25 protein-coding genes and 1 pseudogene are annotated in these 26,024 nt (G+C 64.6%); 16 read left to right on the forward strand and 10 right to left on the reverse strand.

The annotated features are described in order from the left end of the window. The first annotated feature begins 34 nt into the window (after nucleotides 1-34). From QFZ94_RS20515 to QFZ94_RS20535, 5 genes are all read left to right on the forward strand, one after another. Nucleotides 35-178, forward strand: a complete 144-nt coding sequence (locus tag QFZ94_RS20515) for a hypothetical protein (protein ID WP_368586991.1) — start codon at nucleotides 35-37, stop codon at nucleotides 176-178. 354 nt (nucleotides 179-532) lie between these two features. Further along, a complete protein-coding gene (gene mprF / locus QFZ94_RS20520; RefSeq protein ID WP_429459120.1) occupies nucleotides 533-3,124 on the forward strand; it encodes a bifunctional lysylphosphatidylglycerol flippase/synthetase MprF in 2,592 nt (863 codons plus the stop codon). Beyond that, nucleotides 3,121-4,386 carry a virulence factor family protein gene (locus QFZ94_RS20525; RefSeq protein WP_429459122.1) on the forward strand — a complete coding sequence of 422 codons (1,266 nt, stop codon included), beginning with the start codon at nucleotides 3,121-3,123 and terminating at the stop codon, nucleotides 4,384-4,386. Before mprF ends, QFZ94_RS20525 begins: the two co-directional genes overlap by 4 nt. 359 nt (nucleotides 4,387-4,745) lie before the next feature. Further along, a complete protein-coding gene (ilvA, locus tag QFZ94_RS20530) occupies nucleotides 4,746-6,317 on the forward strand; it encodes a threonine ammonia-lyase, biosynthetic (protein WP_429459124.1) in 1,572 nt (523 codons plus the stop codon). 255 nt (nucleotides 6,318-6,572) lie between these two features. Continuing rightward, nucleotides 6,573-7,763: a 4-hydroxybenzoate 3-monooxygenase gene (locus QFZ94_RS20535; RefSeq protein ID WP_429459126.1), complete on the forward strand. Its 1,191-nt coding sequence runs from the start codon at nucleotides 6,573-6,575 to the stop codon at nucleotides 7,761-7,763. A 35-nt stretch (nucleotides 7,764-7,798) separates the two neighbouring features. Here QFZ94_RS20535 and QFZ94_RS20540 read toward each other — a convergent pair whose 3' ends face one another. Continuing rightward, nucleotides 7,799-8,689, reverse strand: coding sequence for a helix-turn-helix domain-containing protein (locus tag QFZ94_RS20540; RefSeq protein ID WP_368586986.1), 891 nt, complete (start codon nucleotides 8,687-8,689; stop codon nucleotides 7,799-7,801). 15 nt (nucleotides 8,690-8,704) lie between these two features. Here QFZ94_RS20540 and QFZ94_RS20545 point away from each other — a divergent pair, with 15 nt between their 5' ends. The 3 genes and pseudogenes from QFZ94_RS20545 (at nucleotide 8,705) to QFZ94_RS20555 (ending at nucleotide 10,437) form a co-directional block, all read left to right on the forward strand. Then, a complete protein-coding gene (locus QFZ94_RS20545) occupies nucleotides 8,705-8,875 on the forward strand; it encodes a hypothetical protein (RefSeq protein WP_368586985.1) in 171 nt (56 codons plus the stop codon). Beyond that, nucleotides 8,872-8,916, forward strand: a pseudogene (locus tag QFZ94_RS20550) (hypothetical protein); the annotation flags it as partial. The gene QFZ94_RS20545 and the pseudogene QFZ94_RS20550, both read left to right, overlap by 4 nt. A gap of 138 nt (nucleotides 8,917-9,054) precedes the next feature. Further along, a complete protein-coding gene (locus QFZ94_RS20555; RefSeq protein ID WP_429461870.1) occupies nucleotides 9,055-10,437 on the forward strand; it encodes an MFS transporter in 1,383 nt (460 codons plus the stop codon). A 45-nt stretch (nucleotides 10,438-10,482) separates the two neighbouring features. Here QFZ94_RS20555 and QFZ94_RS20560 read toward each other — a convergent pair whose 3' ends face one another. The 5 genes from QFZ94_RS20560 to kduI form a co-directional block, all read right to left on the reverse strand. Continuing rightward, nucleotides 10,483-10,731 carry a hypothetical protein gene (locus tag QFZ94_RS20560; protein WP_026228520.1) on the reverse strand — a complete coding sequence of 83 codons (249 nt, stop codon included), beginning with the start codon at nucleotides 10,729-10,731 and terminating at the stop codon, nucleotides 10,483-10,485. Between the two features lie 75 nt (nucleotides 10,732-10,806). Next, nucleotides 10,807-11,190, reverse strand: coding sequence for a hypothetical protein (locus QFZ94_RS20565; protein WP_429459128.1), 384 nt, complete (start codon nucleotides 11,188-11,190; stop codon nucleotides 10,807-10,809). A gap of 707 nt (nucleotides 11,191-11,897) precedes the next feature. Then, complete coding sequence (gene kdgR, locus QFZ94_RS20570) at nucleotides 11,898-12,764, reverse strand: DNA-binding transcriptional regulator KdgR (RefSeq protein WP_429459130.1); 867 nt, start codon at nucleotides 12,762-12,764, stop codon at nucleotides 11,898-11,900. Nucleotides 12,765-12,875: 111 nt separating this feature from the next. Further along, nucleotides 12,876-13,631 carry a 2-dehydro-3-deoxy-D-gluconate 5-dehydrogenase KduD gene (gene kduD / locus QFZ94_RS20575; protein ID WP_429459132.1) on the reverse strand — a complete coding sequence of 252 codons (756 nt, stop codon included), beginning with the start codon at nucleotides 13,629-13,631 and terminating at the stop codon, nucleotides 12,876-12,878. A gap of 21 nt (nucleotides 13,632-13,652) precedes the next feature. Further along, nucleotides 13,653-14,489, reverse strand: a complete 837-nt coding sequence (kduI, locus tag QFZ94_RS20580; protein ID WP_429459134.1) for a 5-dehydro-4-deoxy-D-glucuronate isomerase — start codon at nucleotides 14,487-14,489, stop codon at nucleotides 13,653-13,655. 289 nt (nucleotides 14,490-14,778) lie between these two features. Between kduI and kdgT the strand changes: the two genes are divergently transcribed. Next, nucleotides 14,779-15,783: a 2-keto-3-deoxygluconate transporter gene (gene kdgT / locus QFZ94_RS20585; RefSeq protein WP_429459136.1), complete on the forward strand. Its 1,005-nt coding sequence runs from the start codon at nucleotides 14,779-14,781 to the stop codon at nucleotides 15,781-15,783. A 49-nt stretch (nucleotides 15,784-15,832) separates the two neighbouring features. Here kdgT and QFZ94_RS20590 read toward each other — a convergent pair whose 3' ends face one another. After that, nucleotides 15,833-16,453 (reverse strand): GNAT family N-acetyltransferase, encoded by a 621-nt coding sequence (locus QFZ94_RS20590; protein WP_410848018.1) that lies wholly within the window; start codon nucleotides 16,451-16,453, stop codon nucleotides 15,833-15,835. A gap of 121 nt (nucleotides 16,454-16,574) precedes the next feature. After that, on the reverse strand, nucleotides 16,575-18,020 hold the full coding sequence (locus QFZ94_RS20595; RefSeq protein WP_410848019.1) for an NAD-dependent succinate-semialdehyde dehydrogenase: 1,446 nt from the start codon (nucleotides 18,018-18,020) through the stop codon (nucleotides 16,575-16,577). 270 nt (nucleotides 18,021-18,290) lie between these two features. Between QFZ94_RS20595 and QFZ94_RS20600 the strand changes: the two genes are divergently transcribed. The 6 genes from QFZ94_RS20600 to QFZ94_RS20625 all read left to right on the forward strand — a co-directional run bounded on the left by QFZ94_RS20600 (nucleotide 18,291) and on the right by QFZ94_RS20625 (nucleotide 23,171). Further along, nucleotides 18,291-18,494, forward strand: a complete 204-nt coding sequence (locus tag QFZ94_RS20600; RefSeq protein WP_007181784.1) for a cold-shock protein — start codon at nucleotides 18,291-18,293, stop codon at nucleotides 18,492-18,494. Nucleotides 18,495-18,530: 36 nt separating this feature from the next. Then, on the forward strand, nucleotides 18,531-18,941 hold the full coding sequence (locus QFZ94_RS20605) for a hypothetical protein (protein ID WP_429459139.1): 411 nt from the start codon (nucleotides 18,531-18,533) through the stop codon (nucleotides 18,939-18,941). Between the two features lie 378 nt (nucleotides 18,942-19,319). After that, nucleotides 19,320-20,741 (forward strand): hopanoid biosynthesis associated radical SAM protein HpnJ, encoded by a 1,422-nt coding sequence (gene hpnJ, locus QFZ94_RS20610; RefSeq protein ID WP_429459141.1) that lies wholly within the window; start codon nucleotides 19,320-19,322, stop codon nucleotides 20,739-20,741. Beyond that, nucleotides 20,738-21,898, forward strand: a complete 1,161-nt coding sequence (gene hpnI / locus QFZ94_RS20615) for a bacteriohopanetetrol glucosamine biosynthesis glycosyltransferase HpnI (protein WP_429459143.1) — start codon at nucleotides 20,738-20,740, stop codon at nucleotides 21,896-21,898. The genes hpnJ and hpnI overlap by 4 nt, the downstream gene beginning before the upstream one ends. 26 nt (nucleotides 21,899-21,924) lie before the next feature. Continuing rightward, nucleotides 21,925-22,113, forward strand: coding sequence for a hypothetical protein (locus QFZ94_RS20620; RefSeq protein ID WP_429459145.1), 189 nt, complete (start codon nucleotides 21,925-21,927; stop codon nucleotides 22,111-22,113). Continuing rightward, entirely contained in the window at nucleotides 22,110-23,171 is a 1,062-nt protein-coding gene (locus QFZ94_RS20625) for a lysylphosphatidylglycerol synthase domain-containing protein (RefSeq protein ID WP_368586974.1), read from the forward strand. The genes QFZ94_RS20620 and QFZ94_RS20625 overlap by 4 nt, the downstream gene beginning before the upstream one ends. A gap of 60 nt (nucleotides 23,172-23,231) precedes the next feature. On the opposite strand, the gene QFZ94_RS20630 is transcribed toward QFZ94_RS20625, so the two are convergent. After that, nucleotides 23,232-24,635 (reverse strand): ATP-binding protein, encoded by a 1,404-nt coding sequence (locus QFZ94_RS20630; RefSeq protein WP_429459147.1) that lies wholly within the window; start codon nucleotides 24,633-24,635, stop codon nucleotides 23,232-23,234. Next, nucleotides 24,632-25,291, reverse strand: a complete 660-nt coding sequence (locus tag QFZ94_RS20635) for a response regulator (protein ID WP_429459149.1) — start codon at nucleotides 25,289-25,291, stop codon at nucleotides 24,632-24,634. Before QFZ94_RS20635 ends, QFZ94_RS20630 begins: the two co-directional genes overlap by 4 nt. Nucleotides 25,292-25,673: 382 nt before the next feature. On the opposite strand from QFZ94_RS20635, the gene QFZ94_RS20640 reads away from it, so the two are divergent. Beyond that, on the forward strand, nucleotides 25,674-26,024 hold the full coding sequence (locus QFZ94_RS20640) for a hypothetical protein (protein ID WP_368586972.1): 351 nt from the start codon (nucleotides 25,674-25,676) through the stop codon (nucleotides 26,022-26,024).

Here is a 26,024-nt window from a genome sequence, read left to right on the forward strand (position 1 = left end):
ATTGCGTAGGTAGAAACCCTAATAAGGAGCCGCCATGAACACCGCATCGACTGCTGTCCGTTCCACCCCCGCCGCCACTACGTTCTTCGGCAAGCTGCGTGCGCTGGCGCTGCATGCGCTCAACCTGCATCTGCAAAACTGCGCGGTGATCGCCGAAGCGTATCGTCGCCCGCAATAAGCGCGTATTGCGCACGGGCCGCGCAGGCCCTGCCAACCGTGTCGATGCCCGCTCAAGTAGCGGGCATTGTGCTTTCTGGCCCCACCAGGCGGGTGGCGTTCGGCTCGTCATTCCGCCATCAGTCCCTCCAGAAACCTCCGCTTGGGGCCAGTTCCGGCCCGCCATCGCCGTTTCCCTTCCAGATATCGCTCGCGCGCTTTTGCCGCGCGCCGCGCAGGTCAACCGACAGCAAAATTGCTATTGCTGTCAACCTTTTGCACGTTTTGCCGTTATCACTTTGTAATCGTCGCCACAGGCGATACCGCGCGTGACGCACCCGTCGCCGCGACTGCTCTCGCAAGGCCCGCATTGACCATGTTCCACCGACTTCAACACAGCTTCGAGCGCCTGCGCGCGCTGCTCGGCCGTGCAGCGAAAGTGCTTGGCAGCCGGGGACTTCTGTCGCCCGTGCTCGCGCTCGTTATTTGCGGGCTGCTGCTGGTCGTGCTGCAGCATCTGTCGGAGGCGGTGAATTACCGTTCGGTGATACGCGAATTGCGCGAGCTGTCGCCGCGCGAGTGGATCGGCGCGCTCGGCGCGACCGCGCTTAGCTACGTCGCGCTGGTCGGGCGCGACGCGGTCGGCCTGCGCTATCTCGGCGCGAGCGTGCCGCGCGCGGCGCTGTGGGTCGGCGCGACGGCCGGCTCGGCGCTCGGCAATGCGACCGGTTTCGGCGCGCTGACGGGCGGAGCGGTGCGCGCGCGCGTGTACGGCGTCGCGAACATCACGCCCGCGCAGATCGGCCGCATGACGGTGTTCACGAGCGTGTCGCTCGCACTCGCCCTGGTATTGATGACCGCACTGGGCATGGTCGGTATGGCCGGACAGCTCGCGCCGATGCTGCATCTGTCGCCAGTCGCGCTGCGCTGGAGCGGCGCTGCGCTACTGATCGCGCTGGCGCTCGCGGCCGCCGCGTGCCGCCGCGAAACCCGGCCGATCCGCACGCGCTGGCAGTGGCTCTCGTTCGATATTCCCGCGCGCCGTGATCTGCTCGCGCAAGTCGCGCTGGCGGTGCTCGACGTGGTCGCCGCGGGTCTCGCGCTGTGGGCCTTGCTGCCGCATGCGAACGTGAGCTTCATCGGCTTCATCACCGTCTACGCGGCCGCGATGCTGCTCGGCCTGATCGGCCATACGCCTGGCGGGGTCGGCGTGTTCGAGGCCGCAATGGTGTTCACGCTGAGCGGCAGCGTGCCGATGCATCAGATGGTCGCCGCGCTGCTCGCGTATCGCGCGATCTATTTCGGCGTGCCGCTGGTCGTCTCCGCGGCGCTGCTCGCGGGCTTCGAGGGGCGCGCGCTGAAGAACCGTCTGTCGATGCTGCAGGCGGAGCGCGTGTCGGAACTCGCGCCGCTGTTTCTGAGCCTCGTCACGTTCGTTGTCGGCGGCATGCTGGTCATCTCGAGTGCGACGCCGGCGTTCTGGCAGCGCATTCATATGCTGCGCAACGTGGTGCCGCTGTGGGTGCTCGAAAGCTCGGCGATGTTGTGCAGCGTGGTCGGCGTGCTGCTGCTGTTCGTCGCGCGTGGGCTGCTGCGGCGGCTCGATGCGGCATGGTGGATGACGCTCGCGCTCGCGTTGCTGAGCCTTGCGCTGTCGCTGACCAAGGGTCTCGCATTCGTCGAAGCCGGTGTGCTCGGCATGCTGATCGTGCTGCTGCTCGCGACGCGCAAGCGCTTCAACCGTCATTCGTCGCTGTTCGCCGAGCGTTTCACGGCCGGCTGGCTTGTGTCGATCGCGATGGTGCTGATGTTCGCGACGTGGGTCATGCTGTTCGCTTTCCGTGACGTGCCGTACACGCGCGACCTGTGGTGGCAATTCGCGTTCGACGAGCGCGCGCCGCGCGCGCTGCGCGCGACGCTCGCCGCGAGCGTGTTCGCCGCGACCTTCTCGTTCTGGCAATTGCTGCGTCCGGCGCCGGGCCGCTTCGTGAAGCCGGCGCCCGAAGATCTGCTCGACGCCGCGCGCATCGTGCGCGCGCAGGAACGCAGCGATGCCGGTCTCGCGTTGATGGGCGACAAGAGCTTCCTGTTTTCGGAATCGCGAGAGGCGTTCCTGATGTACGCGAAATACGGCCGCACGTGGGCCGCGTTGCATGATCCGGTGGGGCCGCGCGAAGAGTGGGCGGGCCTCATCAAGAAGTTCGTCGCGCTCGCGCATGCGCACGGCGGTCGCGCCGCGTTCTACCAGGTGCGTGCGAATGCACTGCCGCTGTATCTCGACGCCGGCCTCACGTTGATGAAGCTCGGCGAGGAAGCGCACGTAGTGCTCGACGACTTCGATCTGAAGGGCTCGCACCGCGCGCATCTGCGCTATGCGCTCAAGCGCGGCGAGCGCGACGGCTTTAGCGTCGAAGTGATCGATCAGGCGCGTGTGCCGGCGTCGCTCGAAACGCTGCGCGGCATTTCCGACGGCTGGCTCGGCAGCCACGATGCGCGCGAGAAGAGTTTCTCGGTCGCGGCTTTCCACGACGAATACCTCGCCGCGCAGTCGGTGATGCTGGTGCGCCAGAACGGGGAACCGGTCGCGTTCGTGACCTTCATGACGACCGATATGAATACCGAGGCGACAGTCGGCGTGATGCGTCACGTCGAAAGCGCGTCGCCGTACGCGATGGAATATCTGTTCACGCAGCTTGCGCTGCATCTGAAGCAGGCGGGCTTCCGCTCGCTCAGTCTCGGCATTGCGCCGCTCTCCGGCGTGCAGCCGACTCCGCTCGCGTCGCGCTGGCATCGGCTGGCCGGCATCGTGTGGCGCTTCGGCGGCCGCTTCTATAACTTCCGCGGACTGCGTGCTTTCAAGAGCAAGTTCCAGCCGCACTGGGAGCCGCGCTATCTCGCGGCATCCGGTTCGGGCGTGTTCTTCACGCTCGCGGACCTGTCGCTGCTGGCAGGAGGCCGGCGTTCATGACATTGCATCCGTTGTTCCGGCTCGCCGTCGCGGCGAGCGTTCTGAGCTGCGGCGCGCTCGCGCACGCGGCCACCACCACCGTACCGGGCGGCCGCTATGGCGACGTGCGCGTCACGCAGCCCGAGGGGCCGCTGCGCGGCTTCGTCGTGCTGTATTCGCAGGCGAGCGGCTGGAGCGCGGCCGATCAGCAGAGCGCCGATGCGCTCGCGAAAGCGGGCGCGATGACGGTTGGCGTCGATATCGCGCGCTACGAGGCCAACCTTGCCGCGAAAAAGGAAACCTGCCATCAACTGGTGGGCGATGCCGAGGCGCTCAGCCATCAACTCGAACGGCAATCGCAGTCGAGCCGCTACTTCGCGCCGATCGTCGCGGGTACGGGGCAGGGCGCAACGCTGGCGATGCACGTGCTCGAGCAGGCGCCGTCCAATACGATCGCGGGCGCGGTGTCGGTCGACGCCGACCGCACACTCGACGCGCGCTTTCAACCGTGTCCGCCCGACCCGACCGTGATCCGCGATAAGGTGCCGGGCTTCGTCGAAAAGGCGAGCACGGGCAACGCCGATCGCGCGCGTCTCGTCGATTTGCTGACCCCGCATCTACAGCCGGTCTCGACGAGTGCCGACGATGTGTCCGACCTGCCGCTGATCGAGTTGCCGGCCGCGCATCCGAACGGCCTGATGGCGATCGTAATTTCCGGCGATGGCGGCTGGCGCGATCTCGACAAGACGATCGCGCAGGCGCTGCAGAAAGATGGCGTGTCGGTGGTCGGCTGGGACAGCCTGCGTTATTTCTGGAGCGAGAAGCCGCCCGCGCAAACGAGCCGCGATCTCGCGCGCGTGATGCAAACCTATGGCGAGCGCTGGCACGCGCAGCACATTGCGCTGATCGGCTATTCGTTCGGCGCCGACGTGATGCCGTTCGCGTATAACCGTCTGCCGCAGGCGCAGCGCGATAAGGTGTCGCTGATGTCGCTGCTCGGCTTCGCGCCCGACGCCGACTTCCAGATCCGCGTCGGCGGCTGGCTCGGCATGCCCGCGAGCGACAAGGCGCTGAACGTGCGACCCGAGTTGACGCATGTGCCGCCGTCGATCGTTCAATGCTTCTATGGCGAGAGCGAGACCGACACGCTGTGTCCGGCGCTCGACAAGAGCGGTGTCGAAGTCATCCGCACCTCCGGCGATCATCACTTCGGCGGCGATTACAACGTGCTGGAGCGACGCATTCTCGTGGCATTCAAGAAGCAGAGCGGCGTGCGCGATTGATTGCTGCGGTGGGCGTATCAGCGGGGCGCGCTTGACGGCGCGCCCCTTTTTTTGGGTCCGTTCTGGACGGAACCGTGGTCCGCGGAGATTGACAACGCCTGCCAAGTCGACGAAGATCGCCCGCATGAACTGCCTCGACATCCGTATTGCGCTGATTATTAGCATCATTCATCGAATGGTGGGTTAGCGCGCGTCGACTTGCAGTGACACATAACCCGCCAAACGAGGCGGGTTTTTTTATGTCCGCTTTCAGGTTCATTTTCTACCTGCCTCCTGGTGAACATGCTGCGGTCGCCATCGTTTGATGTCGATCTCGGTCGATTCGTTGTTGCATCGATATTGCCACCCAGGAGCTTGCCGTGCTGTTAACCGAACTCGAACAGGCCGTCGCCGCAGCCGCGCGCGTCGCGCCGTCTCACGACTACCTGAAAAAGACCCTGACCGCGCGCGTCTACGACGTGGCGCGCGAGACCGAACTCGAACGCGCGCCGAACCTGTCGGCGCGGCTGCGCAATCCGGTCTATCTGAAGCGCGAGGACAACCAGCCGGTGTTCTCGTTCAAGCTGCGCGGCGCGTACAACAAGATGGCGCATATTCCGGCCGAAGCGCTCAGTCGCGGCGTGATCACCGCATCGGCGGGCAATCATGCGCAGGGCGTCGCGTTGTCGGCCGCACGCATGGGCGTGAAAGCGATCATCGTCGTGCCGGTGACGACGCCGCAGGTCAAGGTCGACGCGATCCGCACGCATGGCGGGCCGACCGTCGAGGTCGTGCAGTTCGGCGAATCGTATAGCGATGCCTACGGTCACGCGGTCAAGCTGCAGGAAGAACGCGGCCTGACCTTCGTGCATCCGTTCGATGATCCGTACGTGATCGCCGGCCAGGGCACCGTCGCGATGGAAATTTTGAGCCAGCACCAGGGGCCGATTCACGCGATCTTCGTGCCGACCGGCGGCGGCGGGCTCGCGGCCGGTGTCGCGGCATACGTGAAATCGGTGCGCCCGGAGATCAAGGTGATCGGCGTGCAGACCGATGATTCGTGCGCGATGGCCGCTTCGCTGAAGGCGGGCGAGCGCGTGACGCTGAACGAAGTGGGCCTGTTCTCCGACGGCACCGCGGTGAAGCTCGTCGGCGAGGAAACCTTCCGTCTGTGCAGCGAATATCTCGACGAAGTGCTGCTCGTGAACACCGATGCGCTGTGCGCGGCGATCAAGGACGTGTTCCAGGACACGCGCAGCGTGCTCGAACCGGCGGGTTCATTGGCGGTGGCGGGCGCGAAGCAGTACGCCGAACGGGAAGGCATCGAGAACCAGACGCTGATCGCGATCACGTCGGGCGCGAATATGAACTTCGACCGCATGCGCTTCGTCGCCGAACGCGCGGAAGTGGGCGAAGCACGTGAAGCCGTTTTCGCGGTGACGATCCCCGAAGAGCGCGGCAGCTTCAAGCGCTTCTGCGAGCTGGTCGGCACGCGCAGCGTCACCGAATTCAACTACCGGATCGCCGACGCGAACTCGGCGCATATCTTCGTCGGCGTGCAGATCCGCAATCGCAGCGAACCGGCGCAGATCGCCGGCGCATTCGAAGCGCACGGCTTCGCGACGGTCGATCTGACCTTCGACGAACTGTCTAAGCAGCACATCCGCTATATGGTTGGCGGCCGTTCGCCGCTCGCGCGCGACGAACGTCTGTTCCGCTTCGAGTTTCCCGAGCGTCCGGGTGCGCTGATGAAATTCCTGTCGTCGATGGCGCCGAACTGGAACATCAGCCTGTTCCACTATCGCAACCAGGGTGCGGACTACAGCTCGATTCTGGTCGGCATTCAGGTACCCGAGAGCGACCATGCAGCGTTCGAGCGCTTCATCGAAACGCTCGGCTATCCGTGCTGGGAAGAAACGAAAAATCCTGTCTACCGACTGTTTCTCGGCTAGTCGAAGCTCATTTAGCGGATCGGGGTTTACCTGAGTGGACGCCACGCCGGCAAAACGAGCCGGGTGTCGTCCGAATCGCCGGAAAGGCCCGCCAGTCTTGCGTTTGCGGCCGATACAGCGACGCTGCACCGGCTCCTCTCTCACACCTTCTATCGCCTGACGCGATACGGCCTATCCGCCATATCGCATTGCGGGATAGGCGTCACGATCGTCACACTGGGCGCAAATTTCATCCCCGCATTTCAGGAGACATCTATGCGCACCCAAGTTGGCATCATCGGTGCTGGCCCTGCTGGTCTGTTTCTTTCCCATCTGCTTCATCTGCGCGGTATCGACTCGGTCGTGCTCGAAACGCGCACCCGCGATCAGATCGAATCGACGATTCGCGCCGGCGTGCTCGAGCAGGGCACGATGGACCTGCTGACGCAGACCGGTGTCGGCGAACGCATGAAAGCCGAAGGCGCGCTGCATCACGGTTTCGAACTCGCGTTCGACGGCAAGCGCCGCCGCATCGATCTGACCGACCTCACCGGTCAGGCGATCACGGTTTATGCCCAGCACGAAGTGATCAAGGATCTCGTCGCGGCGCGCGTCGCCGCGGGCGCCGAACTGCGTTTCGGCGTGTCGGATACGTCGGTGCACGGCATCGATACCGATAAGCCGTCGATCCGCTATCGCCACGAAGGCGCGGAGCACGAACTGCAATGCGACTTCGTGATCGGCTGCGACGGCTCGCAAGGCGTGTCGCGTCAGGCGATTCCGCAGGCGCTGCGCAAGGATTTCGAGCGTGTCTATCCGTTTGGCTGGTTCGGTATTCTGTGCGAAGGCCCGCCGTCGTCGGACGAACTGATCTACGCGCGCCACGAGCGCGGCTTTGCGCTGATCAGCACGCGCTCGCCGAACGTGCAGCGCATGTATTTCCAGTGCGATCCGAAGGACTCGGTCGACAATTGGTCCGACGATCGCATCTGGGCGGAACTGCATGCGCGCGCCGATTCGGATGAAGGCCACAAGATCATCGACGGCAAGATCTTCCAGAAGAATATCGTCGGTATGCGCAGCTTCGTATCGACGACGATGCAGTACGGCCGCCTGTTCCTCGCTGGCGACGCCGCGCATATCGTGCCGCCGACCGGCGCGAAGGGCCTGAACCTCGCGGTCGCCGACGTGAACGTGCTCAGCAAGGCGCTCGACGCGTTGTACAAGGAAAACCGCACGGATTTGCTCGACCGTTATAGCGAAACCGCGCTTAAGCGCATCTGGCGCGCCGAGCACTTCTCGTACTGGATGACCAGCATGCTGCATCGTATCGAAGGCGCTTCGGCGTTCGAGCAGCAGTTGCAGATTGCCGAGTTGGAGTACGTGACGACGTCGCGCACGGCCGCGACGGTACTGGCGGAGAACTACGTCGGCGCCGCCGGCGCGCAGATGCAGGCGTATCTGTAAATGCCACTGCAAGCACCGCGCGGTCATCGGGATCGCTAATTGATCGACAGATCCCGATGCGCGGCCGCCTGAAACTCCTTGGGCGTGACACCGGTCTGCTTGCGGAAATAGCGGCTGAAATAGGCCGCATCTTCGAAACCGAGCGCATGCGCGATCTGTTTGATACTCGAACCCGAGTACACCAGATCGCGTTGCGCCTCGCGTATCAACTGGTCGTTGACGAGCGACAGCGGCGAATGGCCAAGTTCCTCACGACAGATACGGCCCAGCTGCGCCGCGGTCACCCCCAATTTTCCCGCGTAAAAATCGATTGGCAGATGCTCGCGCACATGGGCGGCGATCAGTTCGCGTAGCCGTTTGATCTGCGCGGCGCGCCGGTCATTGACGCTCGCACCCGCGCTTAACGCGGCATCGGTCAAACGTGCGACCTGCACAAAAAGTGCAATCATCAGCGACATGCCCGCGGCGATATGGCCGCGCGCGCTGCCGCGAAATTCCTGCTCCAGCAAACCGAACAACGGCATCAACGTGCGCTCGCCGATGGCGGGCCGCACGGGAATCAGCGCGGGCCGTTGCAGCACCGGCATGAGGCCCGGCGACACCGCTTTCGAAATCGACTCCAACGCGCGCTGCGCGGCGGTGATCACGAGCCCGTCGATCTCCGGCGAAAACACGAAACCATGCACCGTTTGTGCTGGAAGCAGGATCAGGCATGGCGCTTCGATCGTGAGCTTTTCGCTTTCGATCAGCACGTAGCCCGAACCGCTGCGGATATAGAGAATCTGTAGCAACGCATCGTGCCGGTGCGCGGAGATATGCCAGTCGTTGGGACGGCTGCGCTCGACGATCCATTCGAAATTGAACGCGTCGTACCACGGCGGCCGCGCGGACTCTCCATACAGATCGTAGTTAGGGATATGTCTCATGCAGTGTCGTCTCCTATGTTCGAATTGTCCTGCGATGCGCTGCCTTTGTCCAATTTCGTCCCGAAGGGCGTGGCTATACTTTTTTCCATCGAAGACGCGGCCGAATGCCGTCCGCGCGGCATGGCCGAGTTCATCGACGTCTTGGACCGGCTCGCGATGCCGATCCCGAGAAGCGCACGCCGATGACGCGCCTTGCGCATTCCGAAGTAATCGCCAACGCGATCGGCTTTCTCGCGTCGGACGCAGCCAGCCATGTCACGGGCACGGTGCTGAGCGTCGATGGCGATCAGGCAATTCGAACAACAAGAAAACACCTCTTCATCTCAAGGAGACATAGCAATGACCAGGCAGAAAGGAGCCCGCACATGAGCCGCTCCGAACGCAGTGTAGATGTGCAGTCCTTTATCGACGGAGAGCGTTTTTCGCCGTTCCAGTGGACGATTCTGGTGCTGTGCTTTCTGGTCGTCGCAGCCGATGGTTTCGACACCGCGGCGATCGGCTTTATCGCGCCGTCGCTCGTGCAGCAGTGGGGCATCGCGCGCAGTGCGCTCGGGCCGGTGATGAGCGCGGCGCTGGTGGGACTCGGCATCGGCGCGCTCGCGGCCGGCCCGTTCGCGGACCGGATCGGACGCAAGACGGTGCTGGTGCTGTCGGTGTTCTTCTTCGGGCTGTGGAGTCTCGCGGCGGCCCGCGCCACGTCGATCGAATCGTTGACCGTGCTGCGCTTTTTCACCGGCCTCGGACTCGGCGCGGCGATGCCCAACGCAGTCACGCTGATGTCCGAGTACGCACCCGCGAGGATCCGAGCGGTCGCGGTCAATGCGATGTTCTGCGGTTTTTCGGGCGGGCTCGCGCTCGGTGGCTTCGCATCCGCCTGGCTGATTCCGCATTTCGGCTGGCCGAGCGTGCTGGTCGCGGGCGGCATCGGCCCGATCGTGCTGAGCGTGCTGCTGATCCTGCTCTTGCCGGAATCGGCGCAATTCCTCGCGGTGCGCAAGCGGGCCGATCAACGGATCGCGCGAATCCTGCAACGCATCGCGCCGCACGACCGCTTCGACGGATGCCGCTTCTTCGCGGTCGACGTGCGCCGCAATAGCGGCGAGTCGCGCTCGCAGTGGGCGCTCGCGATCATCCTGTCGGCGCGCTACCGTTTCGGCACGCTGATGCTGTGGCTCGCCTATTTCATGGGGCTGCTGATTTACTACCTGCTGACCAACTGGCTGCCGACGCTGTTCAAGGACACGGGCTTCTCCGGTGAAAAGGCGGCGTTGATGACGTCGCTGTTTCCGCTTGGCGGCATCCTCGGCAATCTGTGCGTCGGCTGGGTGATGGATCGCTTCGCCGGGCATCGGGTGATCGCGTTCACGTATGTGCTCGTTGGCGCGCTCGTGCTGCTGGTCGGGCGGGGCGTCGGCCATCAGGTCTGGCTCGGCACGCTGATCTTCCTGACCGGCACGGTCGCGACCAGCGCGGTCACGTCGATGTCGGCGCTCGCGGCGAGCTTCTACCCGACCCGGGCGCGTGCGACGGGCGTGGCGTGGATGCTGGGAATCGGCCGGGTCGGCGGCGTGGCGGGCGCGCTCGTCGGCGCTGCGTTGATGGGGCTCGGCTGGCAGTTCGGCGCGGTGTTCAGCCTGCTCGCGGTGCCGGCCGTGATCGCGGCGGGCGGGGTGGTGCTGATGATGCGGCGCGAGCCGCTCGATCGCGCATCGGTCGATGACAACGTCGGCGCCATAGCGATCGAGTGAAGTGCGGCGGCGGGCGTGCCGCTATGCTCGGACAACCCGCAGACCTTAGGTCGCGCGCAGCAACGCCATTTCGTTGTGCAGTAGCGCGAGCAATTCGTCGTCGGTCGGCCGCGTGCCCCAGTGGCGCGCGCCGGCCACCGACGCGATCGCTATCCACGAATGCGGTGGAAACCATTCGCGCACCAGCGTGCCGTCCTGGCGCAGGCACAGCTGGCCGGTCAGCTCGCTGTATTCGGCGCAGATGTGCGCACCGTCGACCTGTGCGCTTACTCGTCTCGGATCATTGCGTAGCACGTCGTCGCTCCTGTCAAAGGGGTGGCGCGAATGCAAGCGCGGCGTGGTGGCGCGATTAACGCCACCTGGCTTCCATCAATGGTCATGCCCGTGACCGTGCCAGCCGTTGTCGTGCCAGTCGTTGTCGTGCCAGTCGCGATGCGGGCCGCGTGCATCGCGCCATTCGTCGTGGTGACGTTCCCACTCGCGACGCTCCCAATAGCGACGACCATCGTAGTAACGATCACCGTACCAGCCCGGCGCGATCACGACCGCAGGCGGCGCAGGCGCATACACGGGCGCGGGCTGCACATAGACCGGCGGGGGCGGCGGAGCCTCAACGACGGCGGGCGCGACTGCGATGCCCGGCACCCCGATATTCACGCCGACGTCGACGTGCGCGAAAGCGGCCGTCGATGCGCCGATCGCAAGACCCGCGACGACGCTCAACGATACCCAGCGGTTGCGTGAAAGACTCATGATTGTTCTCTGTTGTGTGGATGTCTGTAGTGGAGTGGCGAGCCGGACGCGCACCTACTGCGCGTGATGGCCCGATCAATAGCGTTCGTAGTAGTGGTCGTGATGCGGATGATCGCCGCCAGGGACGACGATGCAGCCGCTCAACGCGCCGCCGAGCGTGGCGGCAAGAATGACCAGTGCGAGGATTTTTTTCATGATGTTGCTCCCTGAAATCTGTGCTGCGAGTGCCTGTCGTGCGAAGCGTTCTATCTGAATCGCTTTCGTTTGAACCGAACTCTACTGAGCGGCGCGATTACCGATGTGTTTGTGTGTAACAGGACGTGTCGATTGGAGGTCGCATTGACATGGGCATGCGAGTGCGATGAACGGGGAGGGGAAGCGCCTGCGGTTAGATGTCGAAACGCCACGCGATGGTCAGGCGTGCGGGCAAACCCTTGAAGAGGCTATGAAAAAAACCGCATTCAATGGCAGGCGATGCATGGATGTGAAGCGAAGGTTCGGCGCATCGATTGCTGAAAAAAGAAGCGAATGCAATTTCGCCTTATCTATGCCGCGCAGATACATTCGGTTGCAGACTGGTCATCGGGCTCGCCATGCATTCGTGCGAGCACGATGAAATGACGCTACACCGGTAGCGTCATCAGCCTGTCTTATGCTGCTGTGGAGTGGATAAAAAGCATCGCGCACGCAGCGCGCGCGTGCGCAACTTATTGCGCGGCCGCGGGCTCCTGGGCGGTCGCTTCGCGATAGCCGAGCCGCGTCGAAATCGCGAGGCCGGCTTCCTTGAGCAGCGCGACGTAATGCTGCTTCGTATCGGCGCCGCAACGCATCGTCGGAAAGGAAATCGACAGACCGGCGATCATGCGGCCGAAGCGGTCGAAGACCGGCACCGCGATGCATTGCAGGCCTTCTTCCTGCTCCTCGTTGTCCTCGCCGTAGCCCTGCTCGCGTACGTGCGGCAGGATGCTCAGCACCGCTTCGGCACAGGTCAAGGTTTTTTGCGTCGACTTGCGAAATTCGATGTGCGAGAGCACCTCACGCGCATCGGCCGGGTCCATCCATGCGAGCAGCACCTTGCCGATCGCCGTGCTATGCAACGGATTGCGCCGGCCGATTCGCGACTGCATGCGCAGCCCGTAGTCGGCATCGATCTTGTGGATGTAGATGATCGCGTCGTCGTCGAATGCGCCGAGGTGTACCGCTTCGCGCGTCATCTGGCCGATACGGCGCATTTCGACGTCGGCCTCGCGTACCAGATCGACGCTTTCGAGCGCTTTCGCGCCGAGCTCGAACAGGCGGATCGTCAGCCGATAGCGCTCGGTTTCGACTTCCTGGGTCACGTAGCCGAGCGCCTTCAGCGTTTGAATCACGCGATGCACGGTCGTCTTCGACATGCCGAGCCGTTGCGAAAGCTCGCTGATGCCGATCTGCCCGGTGTCGCCGATCGCGCCGAGAATCGCGAACACGCGCCCGATCGACGATGCCGATTCGCCTCGCTCACCGCTGTCCGCGTCGAGCGCCTTGTCGAGCGCTTTGTCGCGCGCAGTGCTTTTGTGTATTCCCGTTGCCGCCATGTCCGTCATTCCCTGTCTGTGCCAAGCCGCGCCGCTGCCGCATCGAGCCGATGCTCACCCGGCGCGAGAGCATAGCGCGTCGCATGCGCTGGTGGCGAGCTTGTGCTGTCGCTAGCGCGCGAGCCAGCCGCCATCCACCGCCAGTGTATGCCCATGCACGTAGTCCGACGCCGACGAGGCGAGAAAAACCACCGGCCCCGCGAGATCCTCGGGCACGCCCCAGCGGCCGGCCGGAATGCGCCCGAGAATTTCTTCGTTGCGCTGCGCGTCGTCGCGCAACGCGGCGGTGTTTGCGGTCGCCATATAGCCGGGCGCGATCGCGTTCACGTTGATGCCATGCGCGGCCCATTCGTTGGCGAGCAGCCGGGTGAGACCGAGCACACCGCTTTTCGACGCGGTGTACGACGCGACGCGGATGCCGCCCTGGAACGACAGCATCGACGCGACGTTGATGATCTTGCCGCCGCGTTGCTGCCGCACGAACTGACGCGCCGCGGCCTGCGACAGAAAGAACAGGCTCTTCAGGTTCACGTCCATCACCGCGTCCCAGTCGTCTTCGCCGAACTCGAGCGCATCTTCGCGGCGGATGATGCCCGCGTTGTTGACGAGCACGTCGAGGCGGCCGAACGCTTCAACCGCGGCGCGCACGATGTCGTCGACCGATGAGCTCGACGCGAGATCGGCGCGCACGTCGGCGAAGCGGCGTCCGAGCGCCTCGACGCGCGCGGCGGTCGTGCCCGCGTCCGTACGACTGACGCCGACGATGTCGCAGCCGGCCGCGGCGAGCGCGACGGCCATGCCGGCGCCGAGGCCGGTGTTGCTGCCGGTCACGATGGCGACCTTGCCGCTCAGATCGAAAGTATTCATTGTGGTCGGGCTCATGTTCGCTCAGCGCAGTTCGCGAACCGCGAGATGGTCCATGTCGCCGAACATCTGGTTCTCGCCGACCATGCCCCAGATGAACGTGTACGCGCGCGTGCCGACACCCGAATGAATCGACCAGCTCGGCGAGATCACCGCCTGCTCGTTGCGCACGACGATATGCCGTGTTTCGTGCGGCTCGCCCATCATGTGGAAGACGGCGGCGTCGTCGGCGACGTTGAAGTAGAAATACACCTCCATGCGGCGCTCGTGCGTGTGGCAGGGCATCGTGTTCCACAGGCTGCCCGGTTCGAGCTTCGTCATGCCCATCGACAGCTGACAGGTCGGCAGCACGTCGGGCACGATGAACTTGTAGATGGTGCGGCGGTTGCTCGTGGCCGCGTCGCCCAGGGCTTCGGGCGAGGCCTGATCGAGCGAGATCGTGCGGGTCGGATAGCTGGTGTGCGCGGGCGCGCAGTTCAGGTAGAACTTAGCCGGCTGGCTGGCGTCGGCGCTGCCGAACGCGACCGCCTGCGCGCCTTTGCCGATATAGATCGCCTCTTCGCGGCGCACCGTGTAACGCGTGCCGTCGACGTCGACCCAGCCGTCGCCGCCGATGTTGATCGCGCCGAGTTCACGCCGCTCGAGCAGATAGTTGACGCCGATCGCCTTGCCGAGCGAGCCCGATACTTCGACCGCGCGCTCGACCGGCCACACGCCGCCGACGATGATCCGGTCGATGTGGCTATACGTGAGCTTCAACGCATCGCGCTCGAAGATCTGCTCGACCAGAAACTCGCGCCGCAGCCCGGTAGTGTCGAGCGTTTTCGCGTATTCGCTGTTGATGGCCTGTCTCACGTCCATTGAATTGTTCTCCTGTCGGTATGCGGGGTGCGGTGCCGCCTCGTGCCGAGACTGTAACGCAGAATCGCGATTTCGGAACGCTGGTCCGAAAATGTTTCGGCGAGCGATCGCAGCTGACAACACGTGGCGCGAACGGCCGGGTAAACGATAGTCGGCCTTATTAAATAAAGCGGAACGGCGTTCCTTTCATGGTGCTATATTGCGCCGGACAGGGAGAGCCCGGCATAGACCGGGACACCAACACGGGTCATCGATCCGATAACGGGACGTCACCGTCCATGGAGGAGGCATGAAAATCAAGAAGGCCATCGACCGCATTCCAGGCGGTCTGATGCTGGTGCCGCTGCTGCTCGGCGCCTGTGTGCACACGTTCGCGCCCGGCGCGGGCAAATATTTCGGCTCTTTCACCAACGGCCTGATTACCGGTACCGTGCCGATTCTGGCGGTATGGTTCTTCTGCATGGGCGCAACGATCGACCTGCGCGCAACCGGCACCGTGCTGCGCAAGTCGGGCACGCTGCTCGCAACCAAGATGCTGGTCGCGTGGATCGTCACGTTGATCGCGGCGCGCTTCATTCCGATCGACGGCATCAAGACCGGGCTCTTCGCGGGGCTGTCGTTGCTCGCGATCACGACCTCGATGGACATGACCAACGGCGGTCTCTACGCTGCCGTGATGCAACAGTACGGCACGAAGGAAGAGGCGGGCGCGTTCGTGCTGATGTCGGTCGAATCGGGGCCGCTGATCAGCATGATCATTCTGGGCGCCACGGGTGTGGCGTTCTTCGAGCCGCGGCTGTTCGTCGGCGCGGTGCTGCCGTTTCTGATCGGCTTTGCGCTCGGCAACTTCGATAGCGAGCTGCGCGAGCTGTTCGGCCGCTGTGTGCATCCGCTGATTCCGTTTTTCGGCTTTGCGCTCGGCAACGGCATCGATCTGAACCTGATCGTCACGAGCGGTTTGCCGGGTATCGTGCTGGGGCTCGGCGTGATCGTCGTGACCGGCGTGCCGCTGATTCTCGCCGATCGCTGGATCGCCGGCGGCAATGGGGCGGCGGGGCTCGCCGCGTCGTCGACGGCGGGGGCCGCGGTCGCGAATCCGGCGATCATCGCCGACATGATTCCGAGCTTCAAACCGCTGGTGCCGGCCGCAACCGCCATGGTCGCCACCGCTTGCCTCGTCACCGCGATTCTGGTGCCGATCCTCACGGCGCTGTGGGTGCGCCGGCATCAACCGCGCGGCACACTGCGCGAGGAGTTCGCCACGGTGACGCAGGCGGCGCCGCTCAACGAGTAGCGCGATGCAGCTGTCTGAATGAGTCAGTAGCAGGAAGCTGGCGCGCCCCTCAGCGCGCCAGCTTCGTTTCGAGCATCGCTTTCACCTCGGGCCATTCGTCGTCGATGATGCTAAAGCGCACCGAGTTGCGCTTGCGTCCATCGGGCATGATCCGCTCGTGCCGCACGATGCCTTCCTGTTTCGCGCCGATGCGCAGGATCGCCGCGCGCGATCTGTCGTTGAGCTCGTCGGTCGTGAATTGCACGCGCACGCAGCGCATCACGTCGAATGCGTGGCACAGCAGCAGATACTTCGCCTCGGTGTTCACGACCGAGCGCTGCGCCGAGGCGGCGAGCCACGTATGGCCGATTTCCAGCTTGCGGTTCGCGCGATCGATCTTCCAGAACCGCGTGCTGCCGACGATGCGGCCGGCGCCGTCATTCCCGTCTTCCTCGTCACGCCGCACGATCACGAACGGCATCACCTTGGCCGCAGCGCGGCCGGCGAGCGCCCTGGCAATATAGGCATCGATCGTCGCCGGGCCCGGCACGACGGTCAGCTTCATGTCCCACAGTTGCCCGTCGGCGGCGGCGTCGACGAGCGCCTGCGCGTGGTCCTCGCGCAGCGGCCGCAGCTCGACGAACGAGCCGCTCAGCGTGGGTTGCATCGATTCGGCGGAGATATCGTTCATGGCAATAAAAAAGGTCCGCGAGCGGAACACTCGTGGACCTGGCAGATCGGTTGATCCAGGCTACGGAACGACGCGACCGGCGAACCCGCGGCGCCGTTCCTCTAGCGCGTGATTAGCTTGATTAAACCGACATCACCGTGACAGCCTTGGTGACGAGGTAGGCTTCCATCGCCTCCGGGCCGCCTTCCGAGCCGTAGCCGGAATCCTTGACGCCGCCGAACGGCATTTCCGGCGTCGGCGTGGCGGGCTGGTTGATCCACAGCATGCCGACTTCCATGCGCTGCGACAGCAGATGCACGTTGGCGAACGACTTCGTATACGCGTAACCGGCGAGGCCGTACGGCAGACGGTTCGCTTCGGCGATCGCTTCTTCGAGCTTGTCGAAGCCGCGGATCGCGGCGACCGGGCCGAACGGCTCGTTGTTGAACACGTCGGCTTCGAGCGGCACGTCGGTCAGCACGGTGGCCGCGAAGAAGTTGCCTTCGGTACCGACGCGCTCGCCGCCCGTCGCGACCTTCGCGCCGGTCTTGCGAGCGTCGTCGACGACCTTGGCCATCGCGCTCAGACGGCGCGCGTTGGCGAGCGGCCCGAGCGTCGTGCCTTCGGCGAGACCGTCGCCGAGCTTCAGGCTTTCAGCGTGCTTGACGAGCGCGTTGGCGAACTCTTCGCGGATGCTGTTGTGCACGAGGAAGCGCGTCGGCGAGATGCACACCTGACCCGCGTTGCGGAACTTCGCGGCGCCGGCTGCCTTGACCGCGAGCGCGACGTCGGCGTCTTCCGCGACGATCACCGGCGCGTGGCCGCCGAGTTCCATCGTCGCGCGCTTCATGTGCGAACCGGCCAGCGCCGCGAGCTGCTTGCCGACCGGCGTCGAGCCGGTGAACGTGACCTTGCGGATCACCGGATGCGGGATCAGGTAGCTCGAGATTTCGGCCGGATCGCCGAACACGAGGCCGACCGTGCCGGGCGGCACGCCGGCTTCGACGAACGCCTGCAGCAGGGCCGCCGGCGACGCCGGGGTTTCTTCCGGCGCCTTCACGAGGAACGAGCAGCCGCAGGCGAGCGACGCCGACAGCTTGCGCACGACCTGGTTGACCGGGAAATTCCACGGCGTGAACGCGGCGACCGGGCCGATCGGCTCCTTCAGCACTTGCGACTGCGCGGCGAGGTTGCGCGACGGCACGATGCGGCCATACACGCGGCGGCCTTCATCCGCGAACCATTCGATGATGTCAGCGGCGGCCAGCACTTCGACGCGCGCCTCGGCGAAAGGCTTGCCCTGTTCCTGCGTCATCAGGCGGCCGATGTCGGCGGCGCGCTCGCGCACGAGAGCCGCAGCCTTGCGCATGATGGTGGCGCGTTCGTTGGCCGGCACCTTGCGCCAGGCTTCGAAGCCGCGCTGCGCGGCTTCGAGCGCGCGGTCCAGATCGGGGATGCCGGCATGCGCGACCTTGCCGATGGCCTGGCCGGTCGCGGGGTTGATCACGTCGAGGGTCTTGCCGCTGGCGGCGTCGCACCATTCGCCGTTGATCAGAAGACGGGTATCGGTATAGCTCGAGATGGCCATGCTGGGTTCCTGTGAGAGGGAAAACAACTGGCCGCGCGGTTGTGCGGCACGAGGCGACACACCTACGCGGCCATGAATGAATTGCCGATACCATTTATCTTATCTGATTGCGGGCAATCGCACCGGACGCGGCTCTCGGGCGCCTGCTCGTGGCATGCGGCTTGCTGAGGCTTGGCACCGGAGCGACTTTGCGGGTCTCGCCGGGGCGCGGCGTCAGCGCTGCGTGAATCCCATTCAACCGCTACTACAGCGCATCACGAGGACATCGCCATGCCAACCGGAACAGTGAAATGGTTCAACGACGCGAAGGGCTTCGGCTTCATTACCCCCGATGACGGCGGCGAAGATCTGTTCGCGCATTTTTCGGAGATTCGATCCGAAGGTTTCAAGTCGTTGCAAGAAAATCAGAAAGTCAGCTTCGAAATCAAGCAGGGGCCGAAAGGCAAGCAGGCGGCAGATATAAAGCCCGTGTGACGCCGGCCTCGCGGCTCATCCGCATGCGAGGTAACGATGGATAAGGACGCCGCCTACGCGGAGATCGAGCGCAATGGCGGCGCCGCCTATGCGAAAACCTTCGCCGCGCGCTATCCCGACGAACCGCTTACACCGTTCTGTCATCGCTATCTGTTCGAACGGGCGCAGCGCGATGAAGCCGAGCACGACGCGGCCGCGGCCACGCACGACGACGAGCGCGGTTTTGCGCTGAGGTCGCTCGCGCGCATGGAAGCGTCGTCGCATATCGCGCAGGCGGCGGCGAGCGCGTCGCGTGACGCGGCAGCCGCCGCGCACACTTCGGCGCGCGCGGCGCGGCGCTCGGCCTTCTGGACCATGATCGCTGCTCTCGCGTCGGCGACGGGCGTAGTGGTAAACGCGGCCCTCAATCTCGGCTGGCTCGAATGGGCAAGGCATCTTGCGCACTAGGCGACGCGTCGGGCCGAACGTCCGCGCGCGTGAATGTGATGTGAATGGGAGGCGCCGGTGGGCTAGCGCGCAAACCACGCGACAACCTATGCATTTACCACACCGAAACGACATCCATGCGACACGGTTACACGAGCGCGTCGATTGCACAAATCGACCTATCGGAGCATGCCGCGGGCGGTCGAACGCAGTATTATTCTTCAGGTTTCCTTCAGCTTTGCTCCGTACTATTTGCGCCACTGCCCGTGGCCTTTCCGGACCGCGGCCGCCGCTACGTGCGGGTCGAGCACAGGCTTTCACGACCTGCATTCGGGCAATGGAACAGATAGATTCCTGACTGAAAACTGAAAGCGCCTATAAAGGCTTGCTGGAGCATCCATGAAAACTCTGTTCTTGCAGGCGCCGTCGTACGACGGCTTCGATGGTGGTGCGGGTTCGCGCTATCAGGCCAAGCGTGAAGTTCGCTCGTTCTGGTATCCGACGTGGCTCGCACAACCCGCCGCACTCGTTCCCGACAGCCGCGTGCTCGACGCAACGGCAGACGGCCTGTCCGTCGAAGCCGTGCTCGACATCGCTTCGCAATACGAGCTGGTGGTGATCCACACCAGCACGCCATCCTTCCCGACCGACGCACTGTTCGCCGAGGACCTCAAGAAGCGCAAGCCGTCGCTGCTGATCGGCATGGTCGGCGCGAAGGTCGCGGTCGATCCGCATAATTCGCTGATCGCGACCGAGGCCATCGACTTCGTTTGCCGCGAGGAATTCGACTACACCTGCAAGGAAATCTCCGAGGGCAAGCCGTTCTCGCAGATCCTGGGCCTGAGCTACCGCGCCCCCGACGGCTCGATCGAACACAACGAAGCGCGCCCGATCCTCGAGAACATGGACGAGCTGCCCTTCGTCGCGCCGATCTACAAGCGCGATCTGACCATCAAGAACTACTTCAACGGCTATCTGAAGCATCCGTACGTGTCGCTGTACACCGGCCGCGGCTGCCGCTCGAAGTGCACGTTCTGCCTGTGGCCGCAAACGGTCGGCGGCCATCGCTATCGGGTGCGTTCGGTCGAGAACGTGCTCGAGGAAGTGAAGTGGATTCGCGACAACATGCCCGAAGTCAAGGAGATCATGTTCGACGACGACACGTTCACCGACTTCAAGCCGCGCGCCGAAGAAATTGCGCGAGGCATGGGCAAGCTGGGCGTCACGTGGTCGTGCAACGCGAAGGCCAACGTGCCTTACTCGACGCTGAAGATCATGAAGGAAAACGGCCTGCGCCTGCTGCTGGTCGGCTACGAGTCCGGCGACGACCAGATCCTGCTGAACGTCAAGAAGGGCCTGCGCACGGACATCGCGCGACGCTTCGCGCAGGACTGCCGCACGCTCGGCATCAAGGTGCACGGCACTTTCATTATCGGCTTGCCGGGCGAGACGCAGGAAACGATCCAGAAGACCATCGAGTACGCGAAAGAGATCAATCCGCTGACCATTCAGGTGTCGCTCGCCGCGCCTTATCCGGGCACTCGGCTCTATAACCAGGCGGTCGAGAGCGGCTGGCTCGCGGAGAACAAGGTGATCAATCTCGTCAGCAAGCAGGGCGTGCAGCTGGCGGCGATCGGCTACCCGCATCTGTCGCGCGACGAGATGTACCATCAGCTCGAGAACTTCTACAAGCGCTTTTATTTCCGGCCGTCGAAGATCTGGGAGATCCTGCGCGAAATGCTGACGAGCTGGGACATGATGAAACGGCGCCTGCGCGAAGGCGTCGAATTTTTCCGCTTCCTGCGCGCGCACGAGGCGTGAGCGCCGTACACATCGCCGCCGTCACGCTCGCGTACGCGTGCGCGGCGGCGACTGTTGTCGGCATCGGCTACACCGTGCTCGCGAGCGCGCTGATCGGGCGCTTCTTCGCTAGAGCGGTGGCCGTTCCCTCCAGCTTTCCACCCATTGCGGTTATCAAACCGTTGCACGGCAACGAGTGGGCGCTGCTCGATAATCTGTCGAGCTTCTGCGCCCAGGATTATCCGGGGCCCGTGCAATTCCTGTTCGGCGTGCACGACTCCGCCGACCCCGCGCTGCAAACCGTCGACGAACTGCGGCGCCTGCATCCGCAGGCGGACATCACCGTTGTCACCGATGCGCGTCTGTACGGACCGAACCGCAAGATCAGCAACATCCTCAACATGCTGCCGCAGGCGCGCCACGACGTGCTCGTGTTCGCCGATAGCGACGTGTGCGTCGGCCCCGACTATCTGCGCAATGTGATCGGCGAATTGCAGAAGCCGGGCGTCGGGCTGGTCACCTGCGCGTATCGCGGCCAGCCCGATCCGGGTTTCTGGCCGCGGCTGTCGGCGATCGCCACCAACTACCAGTTCCTGCCGGGCGTCGTCACCGGACTCGCGCTCGGGCTCGCGCGGCCGTGCTTCGGCCAGACCATCGCGATGCGGCGCGACACCTACGAGCGGATCGGCGGCTTCAAGCCGTTCGTGCGGCATCTGGCCGAAGACTACGAAATCGGCGCGGCGGTGCGCGCGGCGGGCGAGCAGGTCACGATTCCGCCGTTCGCGATCGCGCATGCCTGTGTCGAAGCGAGCGCCGCGCAACTCGTGACGCACGAACTGCGCTGGAGCCGCACGATCCGCCGCATCGATCCGCTCGGACACCTCGGCACCGCGCTCGTGCATCCGTTGCCGTTCGCGCTGCTCGCGCTCGCGTGCTCGGGCGGCGCGCCGTGGGCGTGGCTGCTCGCAGCAATGACGGTGCTCGCGCGTGTCGCGTTGAAGTGGCGCGCGGATCGGGCGTTGCGTCAGCGCTGCCGCGATCTGTGGCTACTGCCGTTATGGGATATCGTATCGTTTGCGATTTTCGTCGCGAGCTTCCGCTCGTCGCGGGTGACCTGGCGGGGCTTCAGCTTCAAGGTCGACGGCGACGGGCTGCTGTCGGCGGCACAGGACGAATGACGAACGAACGGCAGATTGGGCGGTCAATGAGCGAAGAAGTATCGAGCAGGCGAAACGGCACCGCCCTGGAGACGCACGGCAGCGGCCCGGCGGCACAGGCGGCACAGGCGCCTCAGGCGGCGGCGCACTCGGCAACCCATACGGCCACCCATGCCGCGGCACGCGGCGTGCGGCGCATCAGGTCAATCGAGGTCGCGTGCGAGGTGCGCGCATGATGAAGCATCTGGGCCGCGGGGCCGCGCTCGCGGGTTTGCTGATCTCTTTGTGGCTGGTCTGGCGCGAAGATCCGCGCGCGGTGCTCAGCGCGTTGCGCGCGGCCGGCGCGGGCCTCGTGCTGGCCGCGTTGGCGCACGTGCTGCCAATGGTCGCCAATGCGTGCGACTGGCGCTCGCTGATTCGCGGCGCGAACCGCCCCAGCTTCGGCAGGATGATGCATCTGGTATGGGTGCGCGAATCGGTCAACTCCATGCTGCCGGTCGCGCGGATCGGCGGCGAACTCGTGGCGTTCCGCATGTTCAAGCGCTGGGGCGTCCGGCCATCGACAGCGGTCGCCAGCACCATCGTCGACATGCAATTGACGCTGATCAGTCAGCTGATGTTCACGATGGTCGGCATCGGCTTTCTGTTCGCCAATGCGCAATCGGGCGCGCTGCGGCTCGCCGGGCAGCTCGCTTGGGGCGTGGTCGCGTTGACGCCGCTGCTGTTGCTGTTCGGGCTCGTGCAGCATGCGAATCCGTTCGAGCGCATCACACGCGTGGCGAACCGGATGACGAGCGGCAAGCTGACCGCGCTGGTCGGCCAGTCCGCGCAGATCGATCAGTCGATCAAGGTGATCTGGCGACGCCGCGCGGTCGTGCTGCGCTATCTGTTCTTCTGGCAGCCGCTGCAATGCGTGCTGACTTCGCTCGAAATCTGGCTCGCGCTGTATTTCCTCGGCGCGCGCGTGACGCTCGTCGAGGCGATCGTGATCGAATCGCTGATCCAGGCGGTCAGCAGCGCCGCGTTCTTCGTGCCGGGCGGTCTTGGCGTGCAGGAGGGCGCTTTCGTACTGATTGGCGGCGCACTCGGACTCGATCCCGCGACCTGTCTCGCGCTCGCCGCCGCGCGGCGCATTCGCGACCTGCTGATGTTCGTGCCGGGCCTGATCGCGTGGCAGTTGTTCGAGGCGTCCGGCAACGCGCGGCCGCATGCCAAGCCACCCGGCGTGGGCGCCGGGCTGGCCAAACAGCGTTCGGGCGTCGCTGATGCGAACCGCGGCGGCGAGCGGCGCTGAGCGATCGGCTCGCGGTTCCCCGCTTCCCGCTCGCGTCTTTGACGCGAACGCCGCGCGCCGTCAGCGCGGCGCGCGATAGGCCGGAAACGACAACTGCACCGCCAGCCCCTGGCCCCCGATTCCCGCTCCCAGCTGCAGATGCGCGCCGAAATGCTCGGCGATCCGCGCAACGATCGACAAACCGAGCCCGCTGCCGGTCGCCTGATTGCCGGTCGCGCGGAAAAAGCGGTTCGTCAGGCGCGCGAGATCGTCCGGCGCGACGCCGGGGCCGTCATCGCGCACGCTCAGTTGCACGTGCCCGTCGGCATGGCGCACCGCGACTTCGACGTTGCCCCCCGCACGCCCATACTTGATCGCGTTATCGAGCAGATTGTCGAGCAGGATGCCGATCAGCACCGGCTCCGCATCGATCTCGGCGAGCATGTCGCCGACCAGCATCACGTTGATGTGTTTCTGCTGCGCATTACGCCGGTTCGCGAGCAGCGCATCTTTCGCGATCGCGGCCGGCTTCAGCGGCTCGGTGGGCAGCTTCTCCTGCACGTCGAGCCGCGCGAGCAGCAGCAACTGCTCGGCGAGCCGTGCGCTGCGATCGACGCCTTGCACGACGCGCTCCATCGCGAGCCGCTGCAGCCCGATGTCGGGCTCCGCGAGCGCGACCTGCGCCTGCACCTTGATCGCGGCGAGCGGCGACTTCAGTTCGTGCGCGGCATCGGCGGTGAAGGCGCGCTCGAGTTCGAGAGCATGCTGCAGACGCGCCAGCATCTGGTTGATCGCATCGACGAGCGGGCGCACCTCGATCGGCGTGCGGCCGATCCCGACCGGTTCCATGCGGTTGATGTCGCGAGAACTGAGCGCGGCCGAAAGCACTTTTAGCGGTGCGAGGCTCCAGCCAATGCTGAACCATACGAGCAGCGCGAGCACCGGCAGCGCGATCAGCGTGGGCCGCGCGATGCGGCTCGCGATTTCGCTCACCAGGTCGCTGCGGGTATTGGCCGGCTCGAACACACGCACGCTGTGACCGAGTGCGGTCTCGCGCAACGTGAACGAGTGATACAGCTCGCCGACGAGCATCACGTCTTGCGCGCCGCTCGCGGGCGGCAACGGCAAATCCCACGCGGCGAGCGCGTGCAGTTGCGGGCTGCCTGCCAGCACGACGCCGTCGGCCGTGCGCACCTGGAAAAGCGCATCGCGCGGCAGCGTGTCGTCGTCATCGGAGTTGTTCGCGCCGGCTTCGGCGCTTTTCTCTTCTTCGCGCACGTCGATGCGCGCATTCGCGAGCGTCATCAGATTGGCCGGATCGAGCAGCGCGAGCACTTGCGCGAGTTCGGCGAGGCGCGCTTCCTCCCATAGGCCGACTTCGCGCGTCGCCTGCCGGTAGCTCGACACGAGCGCGCCGCCCCAGACGAGCGCGATGCTCGCGAGCACCAGCAGCACGAGGCGCCGCCGGATCGACGGACCGATCATTCTTTCTCCATCACGTAGCCGATATTGCGCACGGTCTTGATCAGATTTGCGCCGAGCTTCTTGCGCAGGTTCGACACATGCACCTCGATCGCATTGCTTTCGATTTCCTCCTGCCAGCCGTACAGGCTTTCTTCGAGCCGCGAGCGCGACTGCGGAATGCCGAGATTGGTCAGCAGTTGCAGCAGAATCGCCCATTCGCGCGATGTCAGCGGCACGCGCGCCTCGTCGATCTGCACCGTTTGCGCGGCCGGATTCACTGTCAGGTTCTGGTAACGAATCAGATTGATACTGCGGCCTTGTGCGCGGCGCAACAGCGCACGGCACCGCGCGATCAGCTCGGTGAGATCGAACGGCTTGCCGAGATAGTCGTCGGCGCCCGCTTCGAGACCGCCGACGCGGTCGACGACCGTGCCTTTCGCGGTCAACACCAGCACCGGCACGTCATTGCCGGCGTCGCGCATGCGTTTGAGCAACTCGGTGCCGCTCACGCGCGGCAGGCCGAGGTCGAGTACCACCAATGCATATTGAGTCGTGTCGAGCGCGAGGCCGGCCTTGTGGCCGTCGCGGGCCCAGTCGACCGTGAAGCCGGCCTGGCGAAGGCCCGCTTCGACACCGCAGCCGATGAGCTCGTCGTCTTCTACGAGGAGTAAGCGCATGAGGCAAATATTCCAAGGTGTGGATTTATTGCATAAGGTCCTGCATTTTTATGCAAGCGACATTGATCCGTCTATACGAACAATCCGCGGTGTTCCGAAGTGTAACCACGCCGTTCGTTAGCCGCTTTATGCCATGCGGATGCTTAAGGTTTCCTTCAGCTTGAATCGATACCATCGACGCGCTATAAAATGGTCGTCGCAGATCGTGATGCATGTGCGAGACCAAGTTGTCGTCAGACCATCGCAATCTGATCGTAAGGACTTCGATGGAGTGACGCGCGAGGCATTCTTTATGCTGGTCGATAGCGTCAATGGACGTATCGACGAGTCCCGCCCAATGCCAGCATCTGGTCAGGCTGCAAGGCCCCGCACGAGGCACGTTATGAAGCGAGTCACCATCGACATGCTACGAGCCCATTTGCTAGTCGCGTCTCTGACCGCCGCAGGCACCGAAGCGCTGCTGTGCATCGCGCTGCCTGTACTGCCGGTCTCCGACGCTTTTTTCGCCTCGGCATCGTTCAGGCTGTTCGCGCTCGCGCTGATCATCGGCGGCGTCGTGATCGCGCGCGAATTCTCCGAGGTCGCGTTCGAGTTCGCGGTGCGGCGCGACTACGCGATTCGCGCTGCTCGCGGCGCGTGGCCGGCCGTGATCTCAGCCAACTGTCCACGCCGGTGGCTCGTCGTGCTTCATCTGCGGCTAACGGGGCAACCGTTCGTGCTGGCCGAGCACTGA

It is taken from the genome of Paraburkholderia sp. JPY465 (assembly GCF_050436725.1).
GTDB lineage: Bacteria > Pseudomonadota > Gammaproteobacteria > Burkholderiales > Burkholderiaceae > Paraburkholderia > Paraburkholderia youngii.

What these genes read in the sequence shown, in the direction of transcription:
- QFZ94_RS20535 (WP_429459126.1), top strand. Translation starts at nt 6,573, where the DNA reads ATGCGCACCCAAGTTGGCATCATCGGTGCTGGCCCTGCTGGTCTGTTT.
- QFZ94_RS20545 (WP_368586985.1), top strand. Translation starts at nt 8,705, where the DNA reads ATGTTCGAATTGTCCTGCGATGCGCTGCCTTTGTCCAATTTCGTCCCG.
- QFZ94_RS20635 (WP_429459149.1), bottom strand. Translation starts at nt 25,291, where the DNA reads ATGCGCTTACTCCTCGTAGAAGACGACGAGCTCATCGGCTGCGGTGTC.
- QFZ94_RS20525 (WP_429459122.1), top strand. Translation starts at nt 3,121, where the DNA reads ATGACATTGCATCCGTTGTTCCGGCTCGCCGTCGCGGCGAGCGTTCTG.
- QFZ94_RS20540 (WP_368586986.1), bottom strand. Translation starts at nt 8,689, where the DNA reads ATGAGACATATCCCTAACTACGATCTGTATGGAGAGTCCGCGCGGCCG.
- hpnJ (WP_429459141.1), top strand. Translation starts at nt 19,320, where the DNA reads ATGAAAACTCTGTTCTTGCAGGCGCCGTCGTACGACGGCTTCGATGGT.
- QFZ94_RS20600 (WP_007181784.1), top strand. Translation starts at nt 18,291, where the DNA reads ATGCCAACCGGAACAGTGAAATGGTTCAACGACGCGAAGGGCTTCGGC.
- QFZ94_RS20590 (WP_410848018.1), bottom strand. Translation starts at nt 16,453, where the DNA reads ATGAACGATATCTCCGCCGAATCGATGCAACCCACGCTGAGCGGCTCG.
- kdgT (WP_429459136.1), top strand. Translation starts at nt 14,779, where the DNA reads ATGAAAATCAAGAAGGCCATCGACCGCATTCCAGGCGGTCTGATGCTG.
- QFZ94_RS20620 (WP_429459145.1), top strand. Translation starts at nt 21,925, where the DNA reads ATGAGCGAAGAAGTATCGAGCAGGCGAAACGGCACCGCCCTGGAGACG.
- kduD (WP_429459132.1), bottom strand. Translation starts at nt 13,631, where the DNA reads ATGAATACTTTCGATCTGAGCGGCAAGGTCGCCATCGTGACCGGCAGC.
- QFZ94_RS20555 (WP_429461870.1), top strand. Translation starts at nt 9,055, where the DNA reads ATGAGCCGCTCCGAACGCAGTGTAGATGTGCAGTCCTTTATCGACGGA.
- QFZ94_RS20640 (WP_368586972.1), top strand. Translation starts at nt 25,674, where the DNA reads ATGAAGCGAGTCACCATCGACATGCTACGAGCCCATTTGCTAGTCGCG.
- kduI (WP_429459134.1), bottom strand. Translation starts at nt 14,489, where the DNA reads ATGGACGTGAGACAGGCCATCAACAGCGAATACGCGAAAACGCTCGAC.
- QFZ94_RS20595 (WP_410848019.1), bottom strand. Translation starts at nt 18,020, where the DNA reads ATGGCCATCTCGAGCTATACCGATACCCGTCTTCTGATCAACGGCGAA.
- QFZ94_RS20630 (WP_429459147.1), bottom strand. Translation starts at nt 24,635, where the DNA reads ATGATCGGTCCGTCGATCCGGCGGCGCCTCGTGCTGCTGGTGCTCGCG.
- QFZ94_RS20515 (WP_368586991.1), top strand. Translation starts at nt 35, where the DNA reads ATGAACACCGCATCGACTGCTGTCCGTTCCACCCCCGCCGCCACTACG.
- kdgR (WP_429459130.1), bottom strand. Translation starts at nt 12,764, where the DNA reads ATGGCGGCAACGGGAATACACAAAAGCACTGCGCGCGACAAAGCGCTC.
- QFZ94_RS20625 (WP_368586974.1), top strand. Translation starts at nt 22,110, where the DNA reads ATGATGAAGCATCTGGGCCGCGGGGCCGCGCTCGCGGGTTTGCTGATC.
- QFZ94_RS20605 (WP_429459139.1), top strand. Translation starts at nt 18,531, where the DNA reads ATGGATAAGGACGCCGCCTACGCGGAGATCGAGCGCAATGGCGGCGCC.
- mprF (WP_429459120.1), top strand. Translation starts at nt 533, where the DNA reads ATGTTCCACCGACTTCAACACAGCTTCGAGCGCCTGCGCGCGCTGCTC.
- QFZ94_RS20565 (WP_429459128.1), bottom strand. Translation starts at nt 11,190, where the DNA reads ATGAGTCTTTCACGCAACCGCTGGGTATCGTTGAGCGTCGTCGCGGGT.